This window comes from Hymenobacter miniatus (assembly GCF_016427455.1).
GTDB lineage: Bacteria > Bacteroidota > Bacteroidia > Cytophagales > Hymenobacteraceae > Hymenobacter > Hymenobacter armeniacus.
Genome location: NZ_JAELXR010000007.1, coordinates 206,652 through 223,165 on the forward strand (window position 1 = coordinate 206,652; position 16,514 = coordinate 223,165).

At 63.8% G+C, this 16,514-nt stretch carries 14 protein-coding genes; 6 read left to right on the forward strand and 8 right to left on the reverse strand.

What is annotated here, in order from left to right; genetic code table 11:
* Positions 1-143: 143 nt before the first annotated feature.
* Together JAO73_RS13080 and JAO73_RS13085 are read left to right on the forward strand one after the other, a co-directional pair.
* On the forward strand, positions 144-905 hold the full coding sequence (locus tag JAO73_RS13080) for a slipin family protein (protein ID WP_198977455.1): 762 nt from the start codon (positions 144-146) through the stop codon (positions 903-905).
* Positions 906-1,076: 171 nt separating this feature from the next.
* On the forward strand, positions 1,077-2,798 hold the full coding sequence (locus tag JAO73_RS13085; protein WP_198977456.1) for a T9SS type A sorting domain-containing protein: 1,722 nt from the start codon (positions 1,077-1,079) through the stop codon (positions 2,796-2,798).
* Positions 2,799-2,869: 71 nt separating this feature from the next.
* Here the strand turns inward: JAO73_RS13085 and JAO73_RS13090 are convergent, their stop codons facing one another.
* Positions 2,870-3,727, reverse strand: coding sequence for a DUF2911 domain-containing protein (locus JAO73_RS13090; RefSeq protein WP_198977457.1), 858 nt, complete (start codon positions 3,725-3,727; stop codon positions 2,870-2,872).
* 163 nt (positions 3,728-3,890) lie between these two features.
* Between JAO73_RS13090 and JAO73_RS13095 the strand changes: the two genes are divergently transcribed.
* The 3 genes from JAO73_RS13095 (at position 3,891) to JAO73_RS13105 (ending at position 6,654) form a co-directional block, all read left to right on the forward strand.
* Entirely contained in the window at positions 3,891-5,375 is a 1,485-nt protein-coding gene (locus JAO73_RS13095; protein WP_198977458.1) for an SDR family oxidoreductase, read from the forward strand.
* A 47-nt stretch (positions 5,376-5,422) separates the two neighbouring features.
* Positions 5,423-6,001, forward strand: coding sequence for a Crp/Fnr family transcriptional regulator (locus tag JAO73_RS13100; RefSeq protein ID WP_198977459.1), 579 nt, complete (start codon positions 5,423-5,425; stop codon positions 5,999-6,001).
* A gap of 92 nt (positions 6,002-6,093) precedes the next feature.
* Positions 6,094-6,654, forward strand: coding sequence for a DinB family protein (locus tag JAO73_RS13105; protein WP_198977460.1), 561 nt, complete (start codon positions 6,094-6,096; stop codon positions 6,652-6,654).
* 43 nt (positions 6,655-6,697) lie between these two features.
* Here JAO73_RS13105 and JAO73_RS13110 read toward each other — a convergent pair whose 3' ends face one another.
* The 4 genes from JAO73_RS13110 to JAO73_RS13125 all read right to left on the reverse strand — a co-directional run bounded on the left by JAO73_RS13110 (position 6,698) and on the right by JAO73_RS13125 (position 11,907).
* Positions 6,698-7,165: a GNAT family N-acetyltransferase gene (locus tag JAO73_RS13110; RefSeq protein WP_198977461.1), complete on the reverse strand. Its 468-nt coding sequence runs from the start codon at positions 7,163-7,165 to the stop codon at positions 6,698-6,700.
* 66 nt (positions 7,166-7,231) lie between these two features.
* Complete coding sequence (locus JAO73_RS13115; protein WP_198977462.1) at positions 7,232-9,817, reverse strand: type IA DNA topoisomerase; 2,586 nt, start codon at positions 9,815-9,817, stop codon at positions 7,232-7,234.
* A 195-nt stretch (positions 9,818-10,012) separates the two neighbouring features.
* Positions 10,013-10,747, reverse strand: a complete 735-nt coding sequence (locus JAO73_RS13120) for a GAF domain-containing protein (RefSeq protein ID WP_198977463.1) — start codon at positions 10,745-10,747, stop codon at positions 10,013-10,015.
* A 287-nt stretch (positions 10,748-11,034) separates the two neighbouring features.
* Positions 11,035-11,907, reverse strand: coding sequence for a right-handed parallel beta-helix repeat-containing protein (locus tag JAO73_RS13125; RefSeq protein ID WP_198977464.1), 873 nt, complete (start codon positions 11,905-11,907; stop codon positions 11,035-11,037).
* A gap of 320 nt (positions 11,908-12,227) precedes the next feature.
* On the opposite strand from JAO73_RS13125, the gene JAO73_RS13130 reads away from it, so the two are divergent.
* Positions 12,228-12,710, forward strand: coding sequence for a hypothetical protein (locus JAO73_RS13130; RefSeq protein WP_198977465.1), 483 nt, complete (start codon positions 12,228-12,230; stop codon positions 12,708-12,710).
* Here the strand turns inward: JAO73_RS13130 and JAO73_RS13135 are convergent.
* The 3 genes from JAO73_RS13135 to JAO73_RS13145 form a co-directional block, all read right to left on the reverse strand.
* Positions 12,688-14,166: an amino acid permease gene (locus JAO73_RS13135; RefSeq protein WP_198977466.1), complete on the reverse strand. Its 1,479-nt coding sequence runs from the start codon at positions 14,164-14,166 to the stop codon at positions 12,688-12,690. The two genes, JAO73_RS13130 and JAO73_RS13135, sit on opposite strands and share 23 nt — an antisense overlap.
* Positions 14,167-14,268: 102 nt before the next feature.
* The gene (locus JAO73_RS13140) at positions 14,269-15,288 is read right to left on the reverse strand and encodes an LLM class flavin-dependent oxidoreductase (protein ID WP_198977467.1); all 1,020 of its coding nucleotides are present in this window, start codon (positions 15,286-15,288) and stop codon (positions 14,269-14,271) included.
* A gap of 134 nt (positions 15,289-15,422) precedes the next feature.
* On the reverse strand, positions 15,423-16,418 hold the full coding sequence (locus JAO73_RS13145) for an ATP-grasp domain-containing protein (RefSeq protein ID WP_198977468.1): 996 nt from the start codon (positions 16,416-16,418) through the stop codon (positions 15,423-15,425).
* Between the last annotated feature and the right edge of the window lie 96 nt (positions 16,419-16,514).

Sequence of the window (16,514 nt, forward strand, 5' to 3'; positions counted from 1 at the left end):
AACGCTTGATTAAAGCGGAGCCTAACGCTACATGAGCTTTGATTTTACTTTCGCGCATTGCGTGCTGATGCCTCTTGACCGGTTGTAATACTTTGTTGGTTGTGCCGATACAACCTCTGAAAATTCACCAACCCCAACCGGTCATGTCTCCGCTCGTCATCGTTCTCATTATTATTGTCATCCTGCTCTCCGGCCTGCGCATTGCGCAGGAATACGAGCGGGCCATTGTGTTTCGGCTGGGCCGGTTTGTGGGCACGCGCGGGCCGGGGCTGTTCTGGATAATTCCGTTTTTTGAGCGCCAGCAAACCATCGACATCCGCACCAAAACGGTGGATTTGGAGCAGCAGGAAACCATCACCAAGGACAGCGTGACCATCAAGGTGAACGCCGTGCTGTGGTTTCGGGTGGTGAACCCGGCCGATGCCATCATCAAAGTGGCCAATTTCAACCAGGCGGTTTATCAATTGTCGGTCACAGCTTTGCGCAACATCATCGGGCAGCACCAGCTCGACGAGGTGCTGCGCGAGCGCCAGCAAATCAACTCCGCGCTGCTGCAGATTGTGGACGCGGCCACCGAAAACTGGGGCGTGAGCGTGGAGATGGTCGAAATAAAGGACGTGGAAATTCCGGAGTCTATGCAGCGGGCCATGGCCCGTGAGGCCGAGGCCATTCGCGAGAAGCGCGCCCGCATCATCAAGGCGGAAGCGGAATTGGAGGCCTCCATCAAGCTCACGCAGGGCGCCAAGCAGATGGAGGAAAGCCCCATTGCGCTGGAGCTGCGCCGCATGCAGATGCTCTCAGAAATCGGCATCGACAACAACACCACGACGGTGGTGCTCATCCCCTCCGAGTTCACCAACGCGGCCAAGAGCTTCACGCAGATGGTAAGCCAGGAGAAGCAGTAAACGCCTTTGTAATCAACCGGAAGCCGCGTCGCATTCATTTGCGGCGCGGCTTTTTTGCGGGTTTTGGAAAGCCGCGTTTCAGATTCGCGACGGTCATATTGGCAAAGCAGCTATTTTTAGCAATATTGACCTATTCACTTTTTATCTTGACTTCATCCAACCCACTTTTCTATGAAACGACTAGTACTTCCGTATTTGGCATTTGTGCTCGGTGCCCTGCCAGCCCATGCGCAGTGGAACCCCAACCCCGCCCAAAACCTGGCCGTGCGCGACGTGGCCGGCACCAGCGAAGTCACGCCCCGCATTTCGCCCGCGCCGAACGGCGGCACCTGGGTGTCGTGGTTCGAAACCGTGGCCACCACCAATTACCAGATGCGGCTGCAGCTGCTCGACGTGAACGGGCGGCCCCAGCTGGGCGCGGCCGGCCTGCTGGTGAGCAACCAGCCCCAGGGCACTGCCCTCTACCGCTACGACCTCAAAACCGACAACCTGGGCAATGCCATCCTGGCCTTTCAGGACACCCGCTCGGGTGCCAACCAGTGCGTGGCCTATAAGATTTCGCCCACCGGCCAGCAGCTCTGGGGCGCCAACGGCATTCCGCTGCTTGATGCCGACGCCACCTCCGGGTTGTCGCCCAGCATTGGGGTCACGTTCGGCAACAACGTGGTTATTGGGTGGAATTCCAGCGGCACAGCCAATGCGGCGCACGCCAGCAAATGGGTGTCGTTTCAGAAGCTTTCGCCCACGGGCACGGCCCTGGGCGGCGTGCAGCGCGTGCAAGACCCCGTGAAGCGCTACAGCCGTCCCGGCTTCGTGGCCATGACCACCAACGCCTTCGGGGCCGACGACGTGGTGATGCAGTACGTGGAAGAAACCGGCAGTGGGCTGGGCGTGTCCACGGTCTTAGCCCAGCGGTTTAGCACCACGGGCGCGCCGGTGTGGGCCACGCCGGTGCGCGTGAGCGACAAAACCATCGGCTTCGCGGCCTTCCCTGAGCTGGTGCCCGACGGCAGCGGCGGCTTCTACGTGCTGCTGGGCTCGGGCAACCCGGCCAGCGCTACCCTGGGCGACATGTATGCGCAGCGCATCCTGGCCGACGGCAGCCAGCCCTGGGGCACCACCGGCACCGAAGTGTTGACGGGCACGGCCACGGCCCGCATTGGCGGCTCGCTGCAGTGGGTGCCCGCGCGCAACGAAGTATGGGTGGTGGTGAACGAGCTCAACAGCGCCCAAAGCAATTCGGGCTTCACGGTGCAGCGCTTCTCCCCCGCCACCGGCGCCGCCCAGCTGGGCGCCAGCGGCGTGCCCGTGCAGGCCGTGAGTTCGAGCTACTACTCGGCCCAAAGCCTGCGCGACACCGGCACCGGCCTCATCATCACCTACACCGAAAACACCAGCGCCGTGAACCGCGCCCTGTGGGCCATCAAAACCAACTATCAGGGGCAGTCGGCTTTCCCCACGGGCAGCGGCATCATTGCGCTCAGCACCGGAACCAGCCCCAAATTCAACGTTGCCACTCTGCCCTTCGCCAACGGCCAGCTGGTGAACGTGTGGGCCGACCAGCGCCAGGACGACGGCGTGTACGCCCAAACCATCAGCGACAACGGTGCGCTGGGCGTGCTGGGCACCCGCGGCGCGGCGGCTGCCCAGCCGCTGGGCATCAGCCCCAACCCGGGCGCGGCGCCGGCCCTGCACCTCACGCTGCGCCACGCCCAAACCCTGGCCGTGCAGGTGCGCGACCTGACCGGCCGCACGGTGCTGGAGCTGACCACGAACGCGCCCGCCGGCGAGGCAACGCTGGCCCTGGAAGCCCCGCAGCTGGCGGCAGGACTCTACCTCGTTGAAACCACTGTGGCGGGCCAGCCGTGGCGCGGCCGCTGGGTGAAGCCCTGATGCTCGACTGGGAAACGCACAAAAAAGCCCCGCCAATCTTTTGACGAGGCTTTTTTGTGTAGTGACACGAGCTATTTCTTGGCACCAGCGGCGGCCAGCACCTCTTGGTTGAGGCGCGTGTATTCGGCCTTGGACACTTCGTTTTTGTCAGACTTCACCAATTCTAACGACTTGTTGGCGGCTTCGATGGCTTCTTTGTTTTTGCCCTGCTTCTGCAGCAGCTTGGCTTTCCAGTAGTAGCCGTAGTAGCTGGGGTTGGCCTTGATGGCCTCATCGACCCAGCCGATGGCGGGCGTGAGGTCTTTGCCGGTGTTGTAGTAGTACTGGGCGGCGGTGATGTAGGGCTTCTTTTCGCCCTTCATGGCCTGCTCAATCTGGGCCATCACCATGCGGTCGGGGTCGGCGGTGAGGGGCATGGCCACTTGGGTGCGGTCCCAGCTCACCACGAGGTCGGCGGCGTTGGGGCGCAGGTTTTCCACGGTTAGGGACATGGTTTCGACGGCCGCGGCCAGCTTGGTGGGCTTGGCTTTCACGCGCAGCACGTCGAGGGCCGGCTTGTACTCGTAGCTGCCCCACTGGGCGGTGTCGCGGTTCAGGATGAAGGTCCATTCCTTGGCGTCGGGAATGGTGAGCAGGGCGTAGGCGCCGGCGGGTACGGCCTGGCCATTGATTTTCACTTCTTCGCCGAAGCGCACTTTGGTGATGGTGTTGGCCCCCGTGCGCCACACCGTGCCGAAGGGCACGAGGCTGCCAAAGGCCGTGCGCCCCCGCAGCGACGGCCGCGAGTACGCAAGGTCGATGTAGGAGGTAGAAAAGTTTTGGTGAATGCGCGTGGTGGGGCTCAGGGGCGGGGCCGTGAGCTTGGTCTGGGCCTGGGCGGCCGTGGCCAGCAGCAGGGCCGTGGCGAGGAATGCGGCGAAGTGTTTCATGCGCGCAAAGATGCCGATTAAGTGCTGAGGATGCAGGGGGTTGCTCCCGTCGCCGCCGGGGGCTGCGCCGAACAAGCTGGCCTTTCTGCCGTTCAGCTAAAAGCACGGTTGGATGGGCCTGTGCCCCCACTTGCTGCATTTCACTCCGCTTGCCCTTCGCCTTATGAAAATCCTGCTCACCGGGGCCACCGGCTACATTGGCCAGCGCCTGCTGCCGCTGCTGGCCGCCGACCACGACGTGGTGTGCCTGGTGCGCGACGCCCGCCGCTTCTCGCTGGCCGACCTCCTGCCCGAGGCCCTGCAGACGCGCGTGACGGTGGCGCAGGGCGACTTGCTCAAGCCCGATACCCTGGCCGACGTGCCCACCGACATCGACGCCGCCTATTACCTGGTGCACTCCATGAGCGGCGGCAGCGAAAATTTCTTCCAGCTAGAGCAGCAGTCGGCGCACAATTTCACGCAACTGCTCAATACCACCGCCGCCCGGCAGGTCATATACCTTTCGGGCATCGCCAACGACCACGGCCTGAGCGTGCATTTGCGCTCGCGCTTTGCGGTGGAGAAAGTGCTGGCCAAAGCCGACAAGGCGCAGCTCACCGTGCTGCGCGCGAGCATCATCATCGGCTCGGGCTCGGCGTCGTTCGAAATCATTCGCGACCTGGTGGAGAAGCTGCCCGTGATGGTGACGCCGCGCTGGCTGAATTCGCGCTGCCAGCCCATTGGGGTGCGCGACATCATGTTTTACCTCACGGCGGTGCTCGACAACCCGGCCTGCTACGGGCGGGCCTTCGACGTGGGCGGACCCGACGTGCTGGCCTACCGCGACATGCTGCTGGGCTTGGCCGCCGAACGCGGCTACCGGCGCTGGATTGTGACCGTGCCCGTGCTCACGCCCCGGCTGTCGTCGTGGTGGCTGTACCTGGTCACGAGCACCACGTTTTCGCTGGCCCAAAGCCTGGTCGAGAGCCTCAAAAACGACACCGTGTGCGACCCGGCCAAGGGCATCGGCGCCGTGATTCCGCACGAGTGCATGAGCTACCGGGCTGCGCTGGCCCTGGCCTTTCAGCGCATCGAGCAAAACGAGGTGGTGAGCTCCTGGAGCGACGCCATCAGCTCGGGCACCATGCGCCAGAACTACATGGACGCCATTCAAATCCCGAAAAACGGCATGTTCTTCGACCGCCAGTTTGTGCCTTTCACCCGGCCCGTGGGCGAAGTGCTCGACAACATCTGGCGCATCGGCGGCGACCGGGGCTGGTACAAAACCGACTGGCTTTGGCAAATCCGGGGCCTGATGGACAAGGCCGTGGGCGGACCGGGCCTGCGCCGGGGCCGCCGCTCGCCCTCGCGCCTGCGGGCCGGCGACCCGCTCGATTTCTGGCGCGTGCTGGTGGCCGACAAGGCCGGCCGCCGCCTGCTGCTCTACGCCGAGATGAAGCTGCCCGGCGAGGCCTGGCTGCAGTTCAGAATAATCGACCAAGAAGACGGCACCCACGCCCTAGAGCAGCTGGCCGCCTACCGCCCGCGCGGCCTGGCCGGACGCCTGTACTGGTACTCGGTGCTGCCCTTCCACGGCATCATTTTCAAAGGCATGGCGAAGAACATTGTGCACTATGAGGAGGAAATGCAGCCCGCTGGCACAAATTAGCGCCGACGCTGCCGTGCCTTAGGGCGCAACTCCCTCGCTTACATCCAATGCCTGCTCCCGATACCTGCGCCCTGCTTAGGGCTTTGCTCAACCAAATTCCCGGTTTGACGGCCGAGGAAGTAGCCGATTTTGCCAGCCGTTGGGACCAGCCGATACGGTTGCGACGAGGCGATTTTTTGGTGCAGCCGGGCCAGCCCGAGCAACGGCTGTGCTTTGTGCGTCACGGCTTGCTGCGCATCTACTTCCCAACCGCGCCCGGCGAGGAAACCTGCGTCGGGTTTGGGCACGCCAACTCCCTGTTGTGCTCGTTCCCTTCGTTTGCCACCGGCGCGGCGTCCGAGTACGCCATTCAGGCGCTGCGGCAGAGCGAACTGCTGGCCATCGGGCGGACCGACTTCCTGGCGTTTCTAGACCAAAGCCCGGCCTTTGCCCGGTTCTGGCGCCTGGAGTTGGAAAAAGCCTTGGTGGGCCGCATGGAGCACGAAATAGACCTGCTGCTGCCCGAGCCGGCCCAGCGGCTGGCCCGCCTGCGCCAACGCAGCCCGCACATTTTTCAGCTGGTGCCGCGCAAATACCTGGCTTCCTACCTGCGGATGTCGCCCGAGACCTTAAGCCGGCTGCGTTAGCTGCTAAATCTTGACCGCAATCAAGGTTTGGCAAGGACTAAGGGGCAGAACTTTGCAGCATTCCATCACCTATTTCTGCGTTCCTGCCCCTCATGAAAAACGCCCCTTTTCTCGCCGCCCTCGAAACTGCCGTGACCGAGCTGCGCAACACGGCCCAGGCCAGCTTCGTCCCCCTGGATGCCGTGCTGCTCAACCAGCGGCCCGCCCCCACGAACTGGAGCATCCTCGAATGCCTGGAGCACCTGAACCGGTATAGCCGCTACTACAATGCAGCTTTCGCCAAAGCCTTGGCCCGGCCCACGAACGCGACGGCCGACGAGGTACAGTATTCCTGGCTGGGGCGCAAATCGGTGGACATGATGCGGCCCACCAACGCTAAAAAAAGCAACACCCTGAAGCACCTAAACCCACTGGGCAGCCGGCTGGGCCACGAGGTGCTCGCAGAATTTGACCAGCACCAGGCCCAGCTGCTGGCGCTGTTGGCCCAGGCCGCCCGGGCCGACCTCAACCGCCGGGCGGTGCCCGTCGAGTTTTTTCGGCTGCTGAAGCTGCGGCTGGGCGAAGCGCTGGAATTTGTGGTGGTGCACCAGCAACGGCACGTGCAGCAGGCGCGCCGCGTGCAGGCCGCCCTCCGCGCCGAGTTGGCCTGCTGATGTTCCAAGGCACTCGGGCACCGTTCGCCTCGGGCGGGCGCCGTCAGGCGGGCAGCAGCATGTGCACATTGTCGAGGCCGGGTCCCCACCCGGCCGGCTCGACGGCCAACGTGCGGAAGCCCAGCTTTTTGTAGAACCCGGCCGTGCGCTGCGAGGTGTTGATTTCAATGGCCCGCCCCGGAAAGGCCCGCCGGCAGGCGGCAATGCGAAACTGCGTGAACACCCGGCCCAGTCCCCGCCCGTGCAAACTACGGCCAACCATGCCCCAGGTAAGCACCGCATAACGACTATTCAGGGCATAGCCTCCGGCGGCGGCTAGCTGGCCCGCCTGCGCGGTTCCGGCCTTCCATTCGGCCACAAAATAAGCCCCCGATTCCTGGCGCAGGAAGCTGCTTAACTCGGCGGCTTCCGATTCCAAAAAATAGGGTGCGAGGTTGCTGCGGAATAGCGCCATCACGGCGGCCTCATCGGCGGCGCAATACGGGCGAAATACGAAGTCGGAGAGCGTCATCGGGCAAAAGGGGCCGTACCGAGGCCACCCGTACAAGATAGCCGGTGGGCACCGCCAAGCCAATTTCTACCCAAATACCGGCACCACGCGGCCTTCCTCCACCTTCAGCGCGGCGTCGTACTTCTTGCCGGTTTTGCTGGAGACAAAGCCCTTGATGACGCTGGTTTCGCCCTTGCGCAGCAGCTGCTTCAGCTGGGTTTCGGTGAGTTGCTTGCCGCCCCACTCAAACGCCACCCGGAACTGGCAGTCTTCGCGAAAGCGTGAGCACCCGTAGGCCGCCTTGCCCTTGAGCATGGTGCCCAACTTGCACACCGGGCAAGGAATCAGGCCCGAATCGGGGGCGGCACCGGGCTTGGCTTCGGCCACCTGCAGCAGCATGGGCTGGAAACTCATATCGAGCCCAATGGCGGCGTCGAACTTCTGGCCTTCGGCTCCCACAAAGCCTTTCATCACGGGCGTGCGGCCTTTGGCCAGCAGGGCTTTCACCTGCGGGTCGCTGAGCTTTTTGCCGTGCACCTCAATGGGCAGCCGGAAGGTGCACCCCTCGCGGAAGCGCACGCAGCCGAAAGCGGTTTTGCCGCGCACCACGTGGCCGGTTTTGCAAGCCGGGCAGTAGCCTAGGCCGTTGGCGCCGGGCAGCGTGGCCGGGCCGCCGGGCTTGGCGGGGCGGCTGCCGGTCATGCCGGCGGGCACTTTGCCACTGGCCACGGCGCCGCCGTTCTGGGCCGCCTGCACGGCCAGCTCGGCGCTGCCGGAGGTCACCATGCGGCCGCGGCCGTCGTTTTTCACTTCGGCCACCATCTCCTTCACCAATCCCGACAGCTCGCCCAAAAAGCCTTCCGACGACAGCTCGCCGCGCTCAATCTGGCGCAGCTTGTGCTCCCACTGGCCGGTGAGCTCCGCCGATTTCAGCGTAGGGTTGCGAATCAGGCCAATCAACTCTACGCCGGTCGGCGTGGGCACGATGCGCTTTTTCTCGCGCCGGATGTAGTTGCGCTTGAACAGGGTTTCGATGATGGCGGCGCGGGTGCTGGGGCGGCCGATGCCGTTTTCCTTCATGGCCTGGCGCAGCTCCTCGTCGTCGATGTTGCGGCCGGCCGTTTCCATGCCGCGCAGCAGCGTGGCCTCGGTGTAATCTTTGGGCGGCTGGGTCATCTTGCTTTCCAGGCGCGGGTCGTGGGGGCCGCTTTCGCCCTTCACGAAGCTGGGCAGCACCGTACTCACGGCGTCGTCATCGGCATCGGCCGCCGCGCCGGCGGCTCCCGGGGCGGGTGCGGGCTTGGGCGCGGCTTGCTGCGTGGGGTCGCCGTACACCACGCGCCAGCCGGGGTTCAGAATCTGACGGCCGCGCACGCGGAACGGGCGCTCGGCGGCTTCGGCCAGCACGGTGGTGTTACTGACCTCGCAATCGGGGTAGAAGGCGGCGATGAAGCGGCGCGCAATGATGTCGTACACGCTGGTTTCCATGCCGCCCCCGGGCCCGGCCGCACCGGTCGGGATGATGGCGTGGTGGTCGGTGACTTTATTGTTGTTGAAGACCTTGGGCGTCTTCGGAATCTTGGCGGCGAGCAGCGGGGCTGTCAGGCTATCATAACCCATGCCGCGCAGAATGCCGGGGATTTTGGCGTACTGGTCGTCGGGCAAAAACGTGGTATCAACCCGCGGGTAGCTCACGGCTTTCTTCTCGTACAGGCCCTGTACAATCTTCAGCGTGTCTTCGGCCGAGAGGCCCAGTTGGTTGTTGCACTGCACCTGCAGCGAGGTCAGGTCGAAGAGGCGCGGCGGGGATTCGCGGCCTTTCTTAATCTCCACGTCGGTCACGCGCAGCGGGGCGGGGCGCACGGCTTCCAGGGCTTCGCGGGCTTCTTCCTCGGTCACGAAGTAGCCCAGGGCGCGCAGGCGGCTTTTGGTATCGGGCGCGGCGTCGGCGTCCTTGGCCTTGTCGGGCGCGGCCATGTGGCTGAAAAGCGTGCCCCGGTATTCGGTCTTCAGCACCCAATACGGCTCGGGTTTGAAGTTCTGGATTTCGTGCCAGCGCTCCACCAGCAACGCCAGCGTGGGCGTTTGCACCCGCCCAATGCTCAGCAGCTGCTTGTCTTGGTAGGTGGTGTATTTGAGGGTGAAGAGGCGCGTGGCGTTCAGGCCCAGCAGCCAGTCGCCCACGGCGCGGCTCTTGCCGGCCTGGTAAAGCGAATCGAACTCCTTGGCTTCCCGCAGGTTGGCGAAGCCCTGGCGAATGGCCTCCTCGGTGAGCGACGAAATCCAAAGGCGCTTCACGGGCTTGCGGCATTTGGCCTCCTGCAGCACCCACCGCTGAATCACCTCCCCCTCCTGCCCGGCGTCGCCGCAGTTGATGACCTCGGTGGCCCCGTCCACCAGCTTCTTGATGGTATTGAACTGATTGACCACGCCCGCATCGCGGCGCATGAGTTTGATGCCGAACTTATCCGGAATCATGGGCAGGTTGTGCAGGCTCCAGCGCTTCCATTCGGGCTGGTAGTCGTCGGGCTCTTTCAGCTGGCAGAAATGGCCGAAGGTCCAGGTCACCTGGTAGCCGTTGCCTTCCATGTAGCCGTCCATGCGGCGGGTGGCGCCCAGCACGTTGGCAATTTCACGGGCCACGCTGGGCTTTTCGGCAATGCAAACTATCACGGAATTCGAGTTGATTTGAACGGGGGCGCCGGAGGCTTTCGGCGCAGGGAATCAACAAAGGTAACCGGAGAAAAGGTCGTTTTTGAGTACCGCAACCCCATGGCGCAGCCCGTACCCGCCTCGGGGCAATGCCCTGGCCGGCACCCGTTGAATGGCGGCCCAACGCCCGGAGCACCTGCGGGCCTGAGGCGTGCCCTACCGCCCCAGTCGCTTCAGCGTGGCCTGCAGCTCCTGCTGAATGAGGCGGGTGATGTGCGTGGCTTCGTCGAGGCCGGACTGCTGGTAGGCCAGGGCCTCCGCGCTGTCGGGGTCTTCCCACTCCCCCAGGCCGGCAAGGGTATCCAAGCGGTCGAGGGACTGGCTTACGTGCTCGTCGAGCACTGTGCGCAGGCTGGAAAAGAGGGCCGGGTCGTCGGGCTGGGCGGCGCGGATGTCGAGCAGGCTCATGGCCACGTCGCCGAGGTGGTTGAGCAGGGTGCGCTCGGCCATGCTGAAGCGGCGGGCCTGCCGGTCCATCACGCACAGCGCCCCAATGGGCATGCCGCCGGAGGTGCGCAGGGCGCAGCCGGCATAAAACTGCAGGTTAAACGTGCGGGCGGCGGCGTCGGTGGTGAGGTGGCAAGGGCGCTGGAGCAGGTCCTCAAAGAGCGTGATGCCGTCTTGCAAGATGGCCACCGAGCACAGGCTGTCGGCGCGGGGCACGGCGGCCACGCCGGGCAGCCCGGCATTGCCCACAAACTGCACTTCTTCGGCCTGCACCAACGACACCAGCGCCACCGGCACGTTGAAGACCCGTGCCACGATGGCCACCAGCGTATTGAAGGCTTCTTCGCCGGGCACGCTCAGCACGTGGTAGCGGCGCAAAGCCGCCAGGCGTTGGGGTTCAAAAGCGGGAATAAGCTCGGGATGATGCAAGGCGGTGGTGGACATAACGGGGCGAACTGCCGGCGACTGACATGGGGTGGTCAGGTTTTCCGCAAACTAGTGCAAGACGGCCGGAGCGCCCGGTTTCGACCGGCGAATGGAGAAGTTTAGGCAGTGAATGACTGGCCTGACACGGCCAACGGGAGGATGTTGAATTTGGCATTGCACGAATGAAAAGCCCCTAAAAATTACTCTGGCGCGCAAGACGCCATCTTTTCTGAACGGATTGCCCCAAACGCAAAACGGGGCGCCTCTTGCGAAGCGCCCCGTCCGTTCAGCCGGCCGGCTGGGGGTTAATAGATGCGGTAAAACAGGGTTTTGCCGTTGCCCGAGCCGCCGCTGCCGGTGGTGGTGATGTGGCCGGTGTTGCCGTTGCCGTCGTAGCCGCTGGCTTTGTTGTTGCTGGAAGTGCAGCCCGTCACGGTGTGGGCCACGTTCTGGCCGGCGCTGCCCAGCTTGAAGCCGTTGCCGTCGCCGGTGCCCCCGTAGCCGTTGTTGGTGGCCGTGCAATTGGTAATCCGCACGGTGGAAGGCTGGCCGTAGAGGTCCCAGCCGTCGTCGGAATTGTGGTTGGCGGTGCAGTGGTCGAACTTGTTGTTGGCCCCGGCCGAGAGCTTGCAGGCGAAGCCGTCGGCGTTTTCGCCGCCGTTGGCCACGTCGTAGTTCTCGGTGGAAGTGCAGTAGGTGATGTTGTTGTCGTGGGCGCCGTTGTACACCTGCAGGCCCGAGTCTTTGTTGGCCGTGGTGGTCACGTTGTTGGTGTAGTTGTAGCCGCCCAGCTGAAACACCAGGCCACAGTCGGGCGCGTTCTTGATGGTCATGTTGGTGATGTTCCAGTAGCTGCCGTTCACCTTCACGCCCCAGCCCGAGGGCACGCCGGAGCAGTCGAGGGTGCCGCCCGTGAAGTTGATTTTGGCGCTGGAAGTGCCGCTGCGCAGCAGTTGCAAGGTGCTGGTGAGGCGGATGGTGCCGCTCACGGTGATGACGTCGCCGGGGTTGGCGGCGGCGATGGCGTTTTTCAGGGCGGTTTCCGTGGTCACCGTCACGCTGGCGTTGGCCGTGGCGGGGGCCGCGGTGGGGGCGCTGGCAGAAGCGGCTGGGTCGTTGGCTTTGTTGCAGGCTGCCAGCGCCGCGCCGAGGAAAAACAGAACGAAAAGCTTGTTCATGGAATGGTGGGTTTTAGGGAGTAGTGGTGGAAGTGAAAGCAGTGGTCCAAACGGCCGGCTGGAGCACCAAACGTAGAAGCTTTGGCACAGGCCACAAGCTCTTTAGCCGCATTAAACTGCGCAATCGATGCCGGCATCGATACCGGTATCGTTTGCATTAAAACAGCACTGTTTTTGCTCCTCCCCACCGCGCAGATGCGCAATCGTTGCCATCAAAACGAGGACAGTCCCCCTGCGGTCAGCCCTGCCAAGGTCCTGCAGCTTTGCACAACCAGCCCTACTCACGTCCGTAAACCGACGGGCACCTTCCCTACACGCACATGGCCCGTACCGTCGTTGGCTTATTCGACCACGTTTCTGAAGCGCAATCCGCCACCGAGCAACTGCTGGCGGCCGGTTTCCAGCGCACCGGCCTTCACCTGGCCACCCAAGACACCTTGCGCGCCGAGCACCTCGCCGCTACCGAAACGGAAGCGCCTGCCGAGCCGCTGGGCACGGGGTTCATTCGCTTCTTTACGGACCTGTTTGCGGGCAACGAAAACGCCGACGCCCAGGCCCACATCGCCGCAGCCCGCGCCGACAGCGCCGTCCTCACCGTGGAGGCCGCCACCGAGGACCAGGCCAACCGCGCCCGCACCGTGCTGGATGCCAACGGCGCAGTGGACGTGTACAAGCAAGCGCCGGCGCGCAGCGCTTCGCCCGGCTCGGCCTCCGCTGCCGACGACGCCGTGGATTTAGAAGGCAGCCTTTCCCGCGTGCGCGACAGCGACTCGCTGGACGCTAACGGCCTGACAACGCACTAGGCCGAGCCGCTTCGGCCGCTTGCGCCAGCCGCAGCTTGCTGTGCTTCTTGCCGTAGCCGTAATAAATGGCCAGCCCAATGGCCAGCCACACGATGAGGCGCAGCCACGTTTCGCCGGGCAGCGAAGCCATCATCACGAGGCACACCACGATGCCTAGGATGGGCACCACCGGCACCCACGGCGTGCGGAACGAGCGTGGGGCGTCGGGGTTGGTGCGGCGCATGATGAGCACGCCCAGGCACACCATCACGAAGGCCAGCAGCGTGCCGATGCTCGTCATTTCGCCCACTACCGAAATGGGCACAAAGCCCGCAAACAGCGCAATGAACAGCCCCAGCAGCAGGCTGGACTGAAACGGCGTGTTGAACTTCGGGTGAATGCGCGAAAACACCGGCGGCAGCAACCCATCCTTCGACATGGAGAAGAACACCCGCGACTGGCCCAGCAAATCGACCAGAATGACGGACGTGTAGCCCACGAGAATGGCCAGAATCACGGCCGAGGACAGCCAGGCGTACGGCGTTTTCTCGATGGCAATGGCCACCGGCGCGGCGCTGTTTTTGAACTCGGTGTAGTTGGCCAGGCCCGTGAGCACGTGCCCAAACAACACAAACAGCACCGTGCACACCGCCAGGGAGCCGAGGATGCCGATGGGCATGTTGCGCTGCGGGTTTTTGGTTTCCTGGGCCATGGTGGCCACAATGTCGAACCCGATGAAAACAAAGAAGATGACGCCCGCCCCGCGCAGGATGCCGCTCAGGCCAAACTCGCCAAAGGTGCCCGTATTGGCCGGAATGTAGGGTTGGTAGTTGGCGGGGTCGATGTACTGCCAGCCCAGCGCGATGAACACCAGCACCACCGCCACCTTCAGGGCCACCACCAGCGCGTTGAACCACGCCGACCCTTTGGTGCCGCGCGTGACAATGGCCGTGATGGCCAGTACGATGAGCATGGCCGGCACGTTCACGACCCCGCTCACGGTGGAGCCGTCGGCCAGCTTGGCGCTTTCAAACGGCGACATCACCAACTGCGCCGGAATGTGCAGCCCGTACTTGCCCAGAAACTTGATGAGGTATTGCGACCAACTGATGGCCACCGTGGCCGCGCCCACCGAGTATTCGAGCACCAAGTCCCAGCCAATAATCCAGGCAAACAGCTCGCCCATGGTGGCATACGAGTAGGTGTAGGCGCTGCCCGATACGGGCACCAGCGCCGCAAACTCGGCGTAGCACAGCGCCGAGAAGGCGCAGCCCACGGCCGCCACCACGAAAGAAAGCGTCACGGCCGGCCCGGCGTTGTTGGCCGCGGCTATGCCGGTGAGCGAAAACAACCCCGCTCCGATAATTACGCCGATGCCAATGGCAACGAGGCTGATGCCGTTAAGGCTGCGCTTGAGGGTGTTAGCCCCCGTTTCGGCCGCTTCGGCACGAAGCAGCTCGAGTGATTTTTTAAGCATGAAAATGGGTGAACGCGCCAACCGGGGCACGTTGAATGACGAAAAAATAGAACGTCATGCAGCGCACAGCGAGGCATGACGTTTCTCCGGTGCTGGCGTGGGTTACGCCAACACCTGAATAACCGACTCCGAAAACCGCTCCATCTCCTCCAGTTGCGGGCTGGCTTGCAGCAGGAAGAAGTCCACGCCCACCTGCTCGAAGGCCCCGATGCGGTCCTGCAGCTGGGCGGGCGTGCCGGTGAGCCCCGTGCGCAGGCCGCGGTTCGACACCGAATAATCCTGCAGCGACACCTGCTGCTCCAGCTGCGTGCCGGCCAGCCACTGCTGGTAGTTGCCGTAGCCCGAAGCCGACGCCTGCACGTTGGTGATGCGGTCGAGCTCCTTTTTCACGGCCTGCTCGGTATCGCGCACCACGGTGTAGCCGGCCACGCCAAACTTCATGGGCGGGAGGCCTTTCTGCTCGCGGCGGCGGCGCATGTCGGCAATGCGGGCCCCAATTTGTTCCGGCGAGTCGCCGTGCATCACGTAGCCGTCGCACTGGCTCGAAATGAGGTCTTTAGCAGCCTCCGACTCGCCGCCGGCGTACAGGAACGGCGCCTTGGCCGGCTTGGGCTGCAAGATGTTGTCGGCCACTTGGTAGTACTTGCCCTGGTAGCTGAAATGGTCCTGCTTCCACACGTTGGTCACCACGTCGAGCCACTCTTTGGTGCGGGCGTACCGGTCGTCGTGCTGCTCGAAGTGCAGGCCGTATTTGGTGGCCTCGTCGCGCCACCAGCTGCTCACCACGTTGAGCGACAGGCGGCCGGGAGCAATCAGGTCGATGTTGGCGGCCTGCTTGGCCAGCAGCGCGGGGTTGTGGAAGGTGGGGCGCACGGCCACCATGATTTCCAGCTGCTCGGTGACGGCGGCCAGCGCAGCGGCCGTGCTCCAGGCTTCCAACGACGGCGCCTCGGTGCCCTTGATGTCGTTCAAGTACAGCTCCGCAATCAGCGTGAGGTCGTAGCCCCAGGCCTCGCTGCGCTGCGCCAGCTGCTTCACATAGCTCCAGTCGGTGGGCATCTGCTCGTCTTCGACGTTGCGCAGCCAGCCCCCGAAAATGGGCATCCAATATCCAAATTTCATGCTGTTGGCGATTTTGAGGGGTCCTCCTGCGGAGCTTGCCGAAGCACTCCTACCTGGTGAGTGGGCAACTTCGCTGCAACGAAGCGGTAGAAATGCTCCGGCAAACTCCGCGCGGGGACCGGGTTGTTGGGGCGTTAAGCGGTGGCCAGCTCGGCCGGCGCCGTGGTGGCCACGGCCGCGGGCAGCTGCGACTCCAGGTAGTCCACAAACCGGGCGTAGGGGTCGAAGCCGACCACGTTCACGGCGTCGGCCACGAAGTTGGACAGGGCGTTGATGTCGTAGAACAGGACGTCGCCGGTGCGGTCGTCAATCAAGTATTCGATGCCGCCCACGTCAATTTTGGCGGCGGCCACGATGCGCTCCACAGCGGCAATCACCTCGGCTGGCGGCGTGAAGGCCTCCACCTGAATGCCCTTCTTGGGCGCTTCGGTCAGGCAGAACTCGGCCGACTGCTCCTCCGGAATCTGGCAGATTTCGGCCGGGCACAGGTTGAAGCTTTCGCCGGTGGTGTACACCTTCATGGCGTAGAGAAACTTGCCGTCCAGCGTTTCGACGCGGTGGATGTGGCCGCCGCGGGGCGTCACGTATTCCTGCACCAGCGCGGTCTGGTCGATGCCGAGGTCAATCTGGTTGTTGTCGACGGCGGCCTGCAGGCCTTCCAGCGTGTCGAAGCGGATGATGCCCGCGCCGCTGCCGCCGATGTTCACCTTCACCACCACCGGGAAGCGCAGCTCGCGGGCGGCGTCGACGGCCCGCGAGGCGTGGTTAATCACAAACGACTTCGGGTATTTCAGGCCAAGCGACTCGAACAGCGACAGCTGCCGGGCCTTGTTGGTCTCGATGGCCGTGGCCGCCGAGCCGTTGATGATGCGCGTGCCAATGCGCTCCAAATGCGTGGCGTAGCCCGCCGTGTGAAAAATGCCCTGCCCGTGCCCGCGCAGGTAGGCCGAGGAGCTCATGCGGTTGACCACGAGGCTGTAGCGGCTTTCCTTTTCGGCGGGATTGAAGAGGTGGTGGGCGGCATCAATTTTCTCGTAGGGCAGCCCGCGGCGGTCCAGCTCTGCGAAGAGCGGCTTGAACCATTCGGGGTGTTCGAAGTAGATGCCAATGGGCTTTTGAGCAGCAGACATAATGGAAATGAGGGGGTTGAAACGTAGGCAAGCGGGCACGCTGCTCAACGCAGGTGGTGAACTGGCAAAGCCCGACATGAGACAGGAATGGAATTG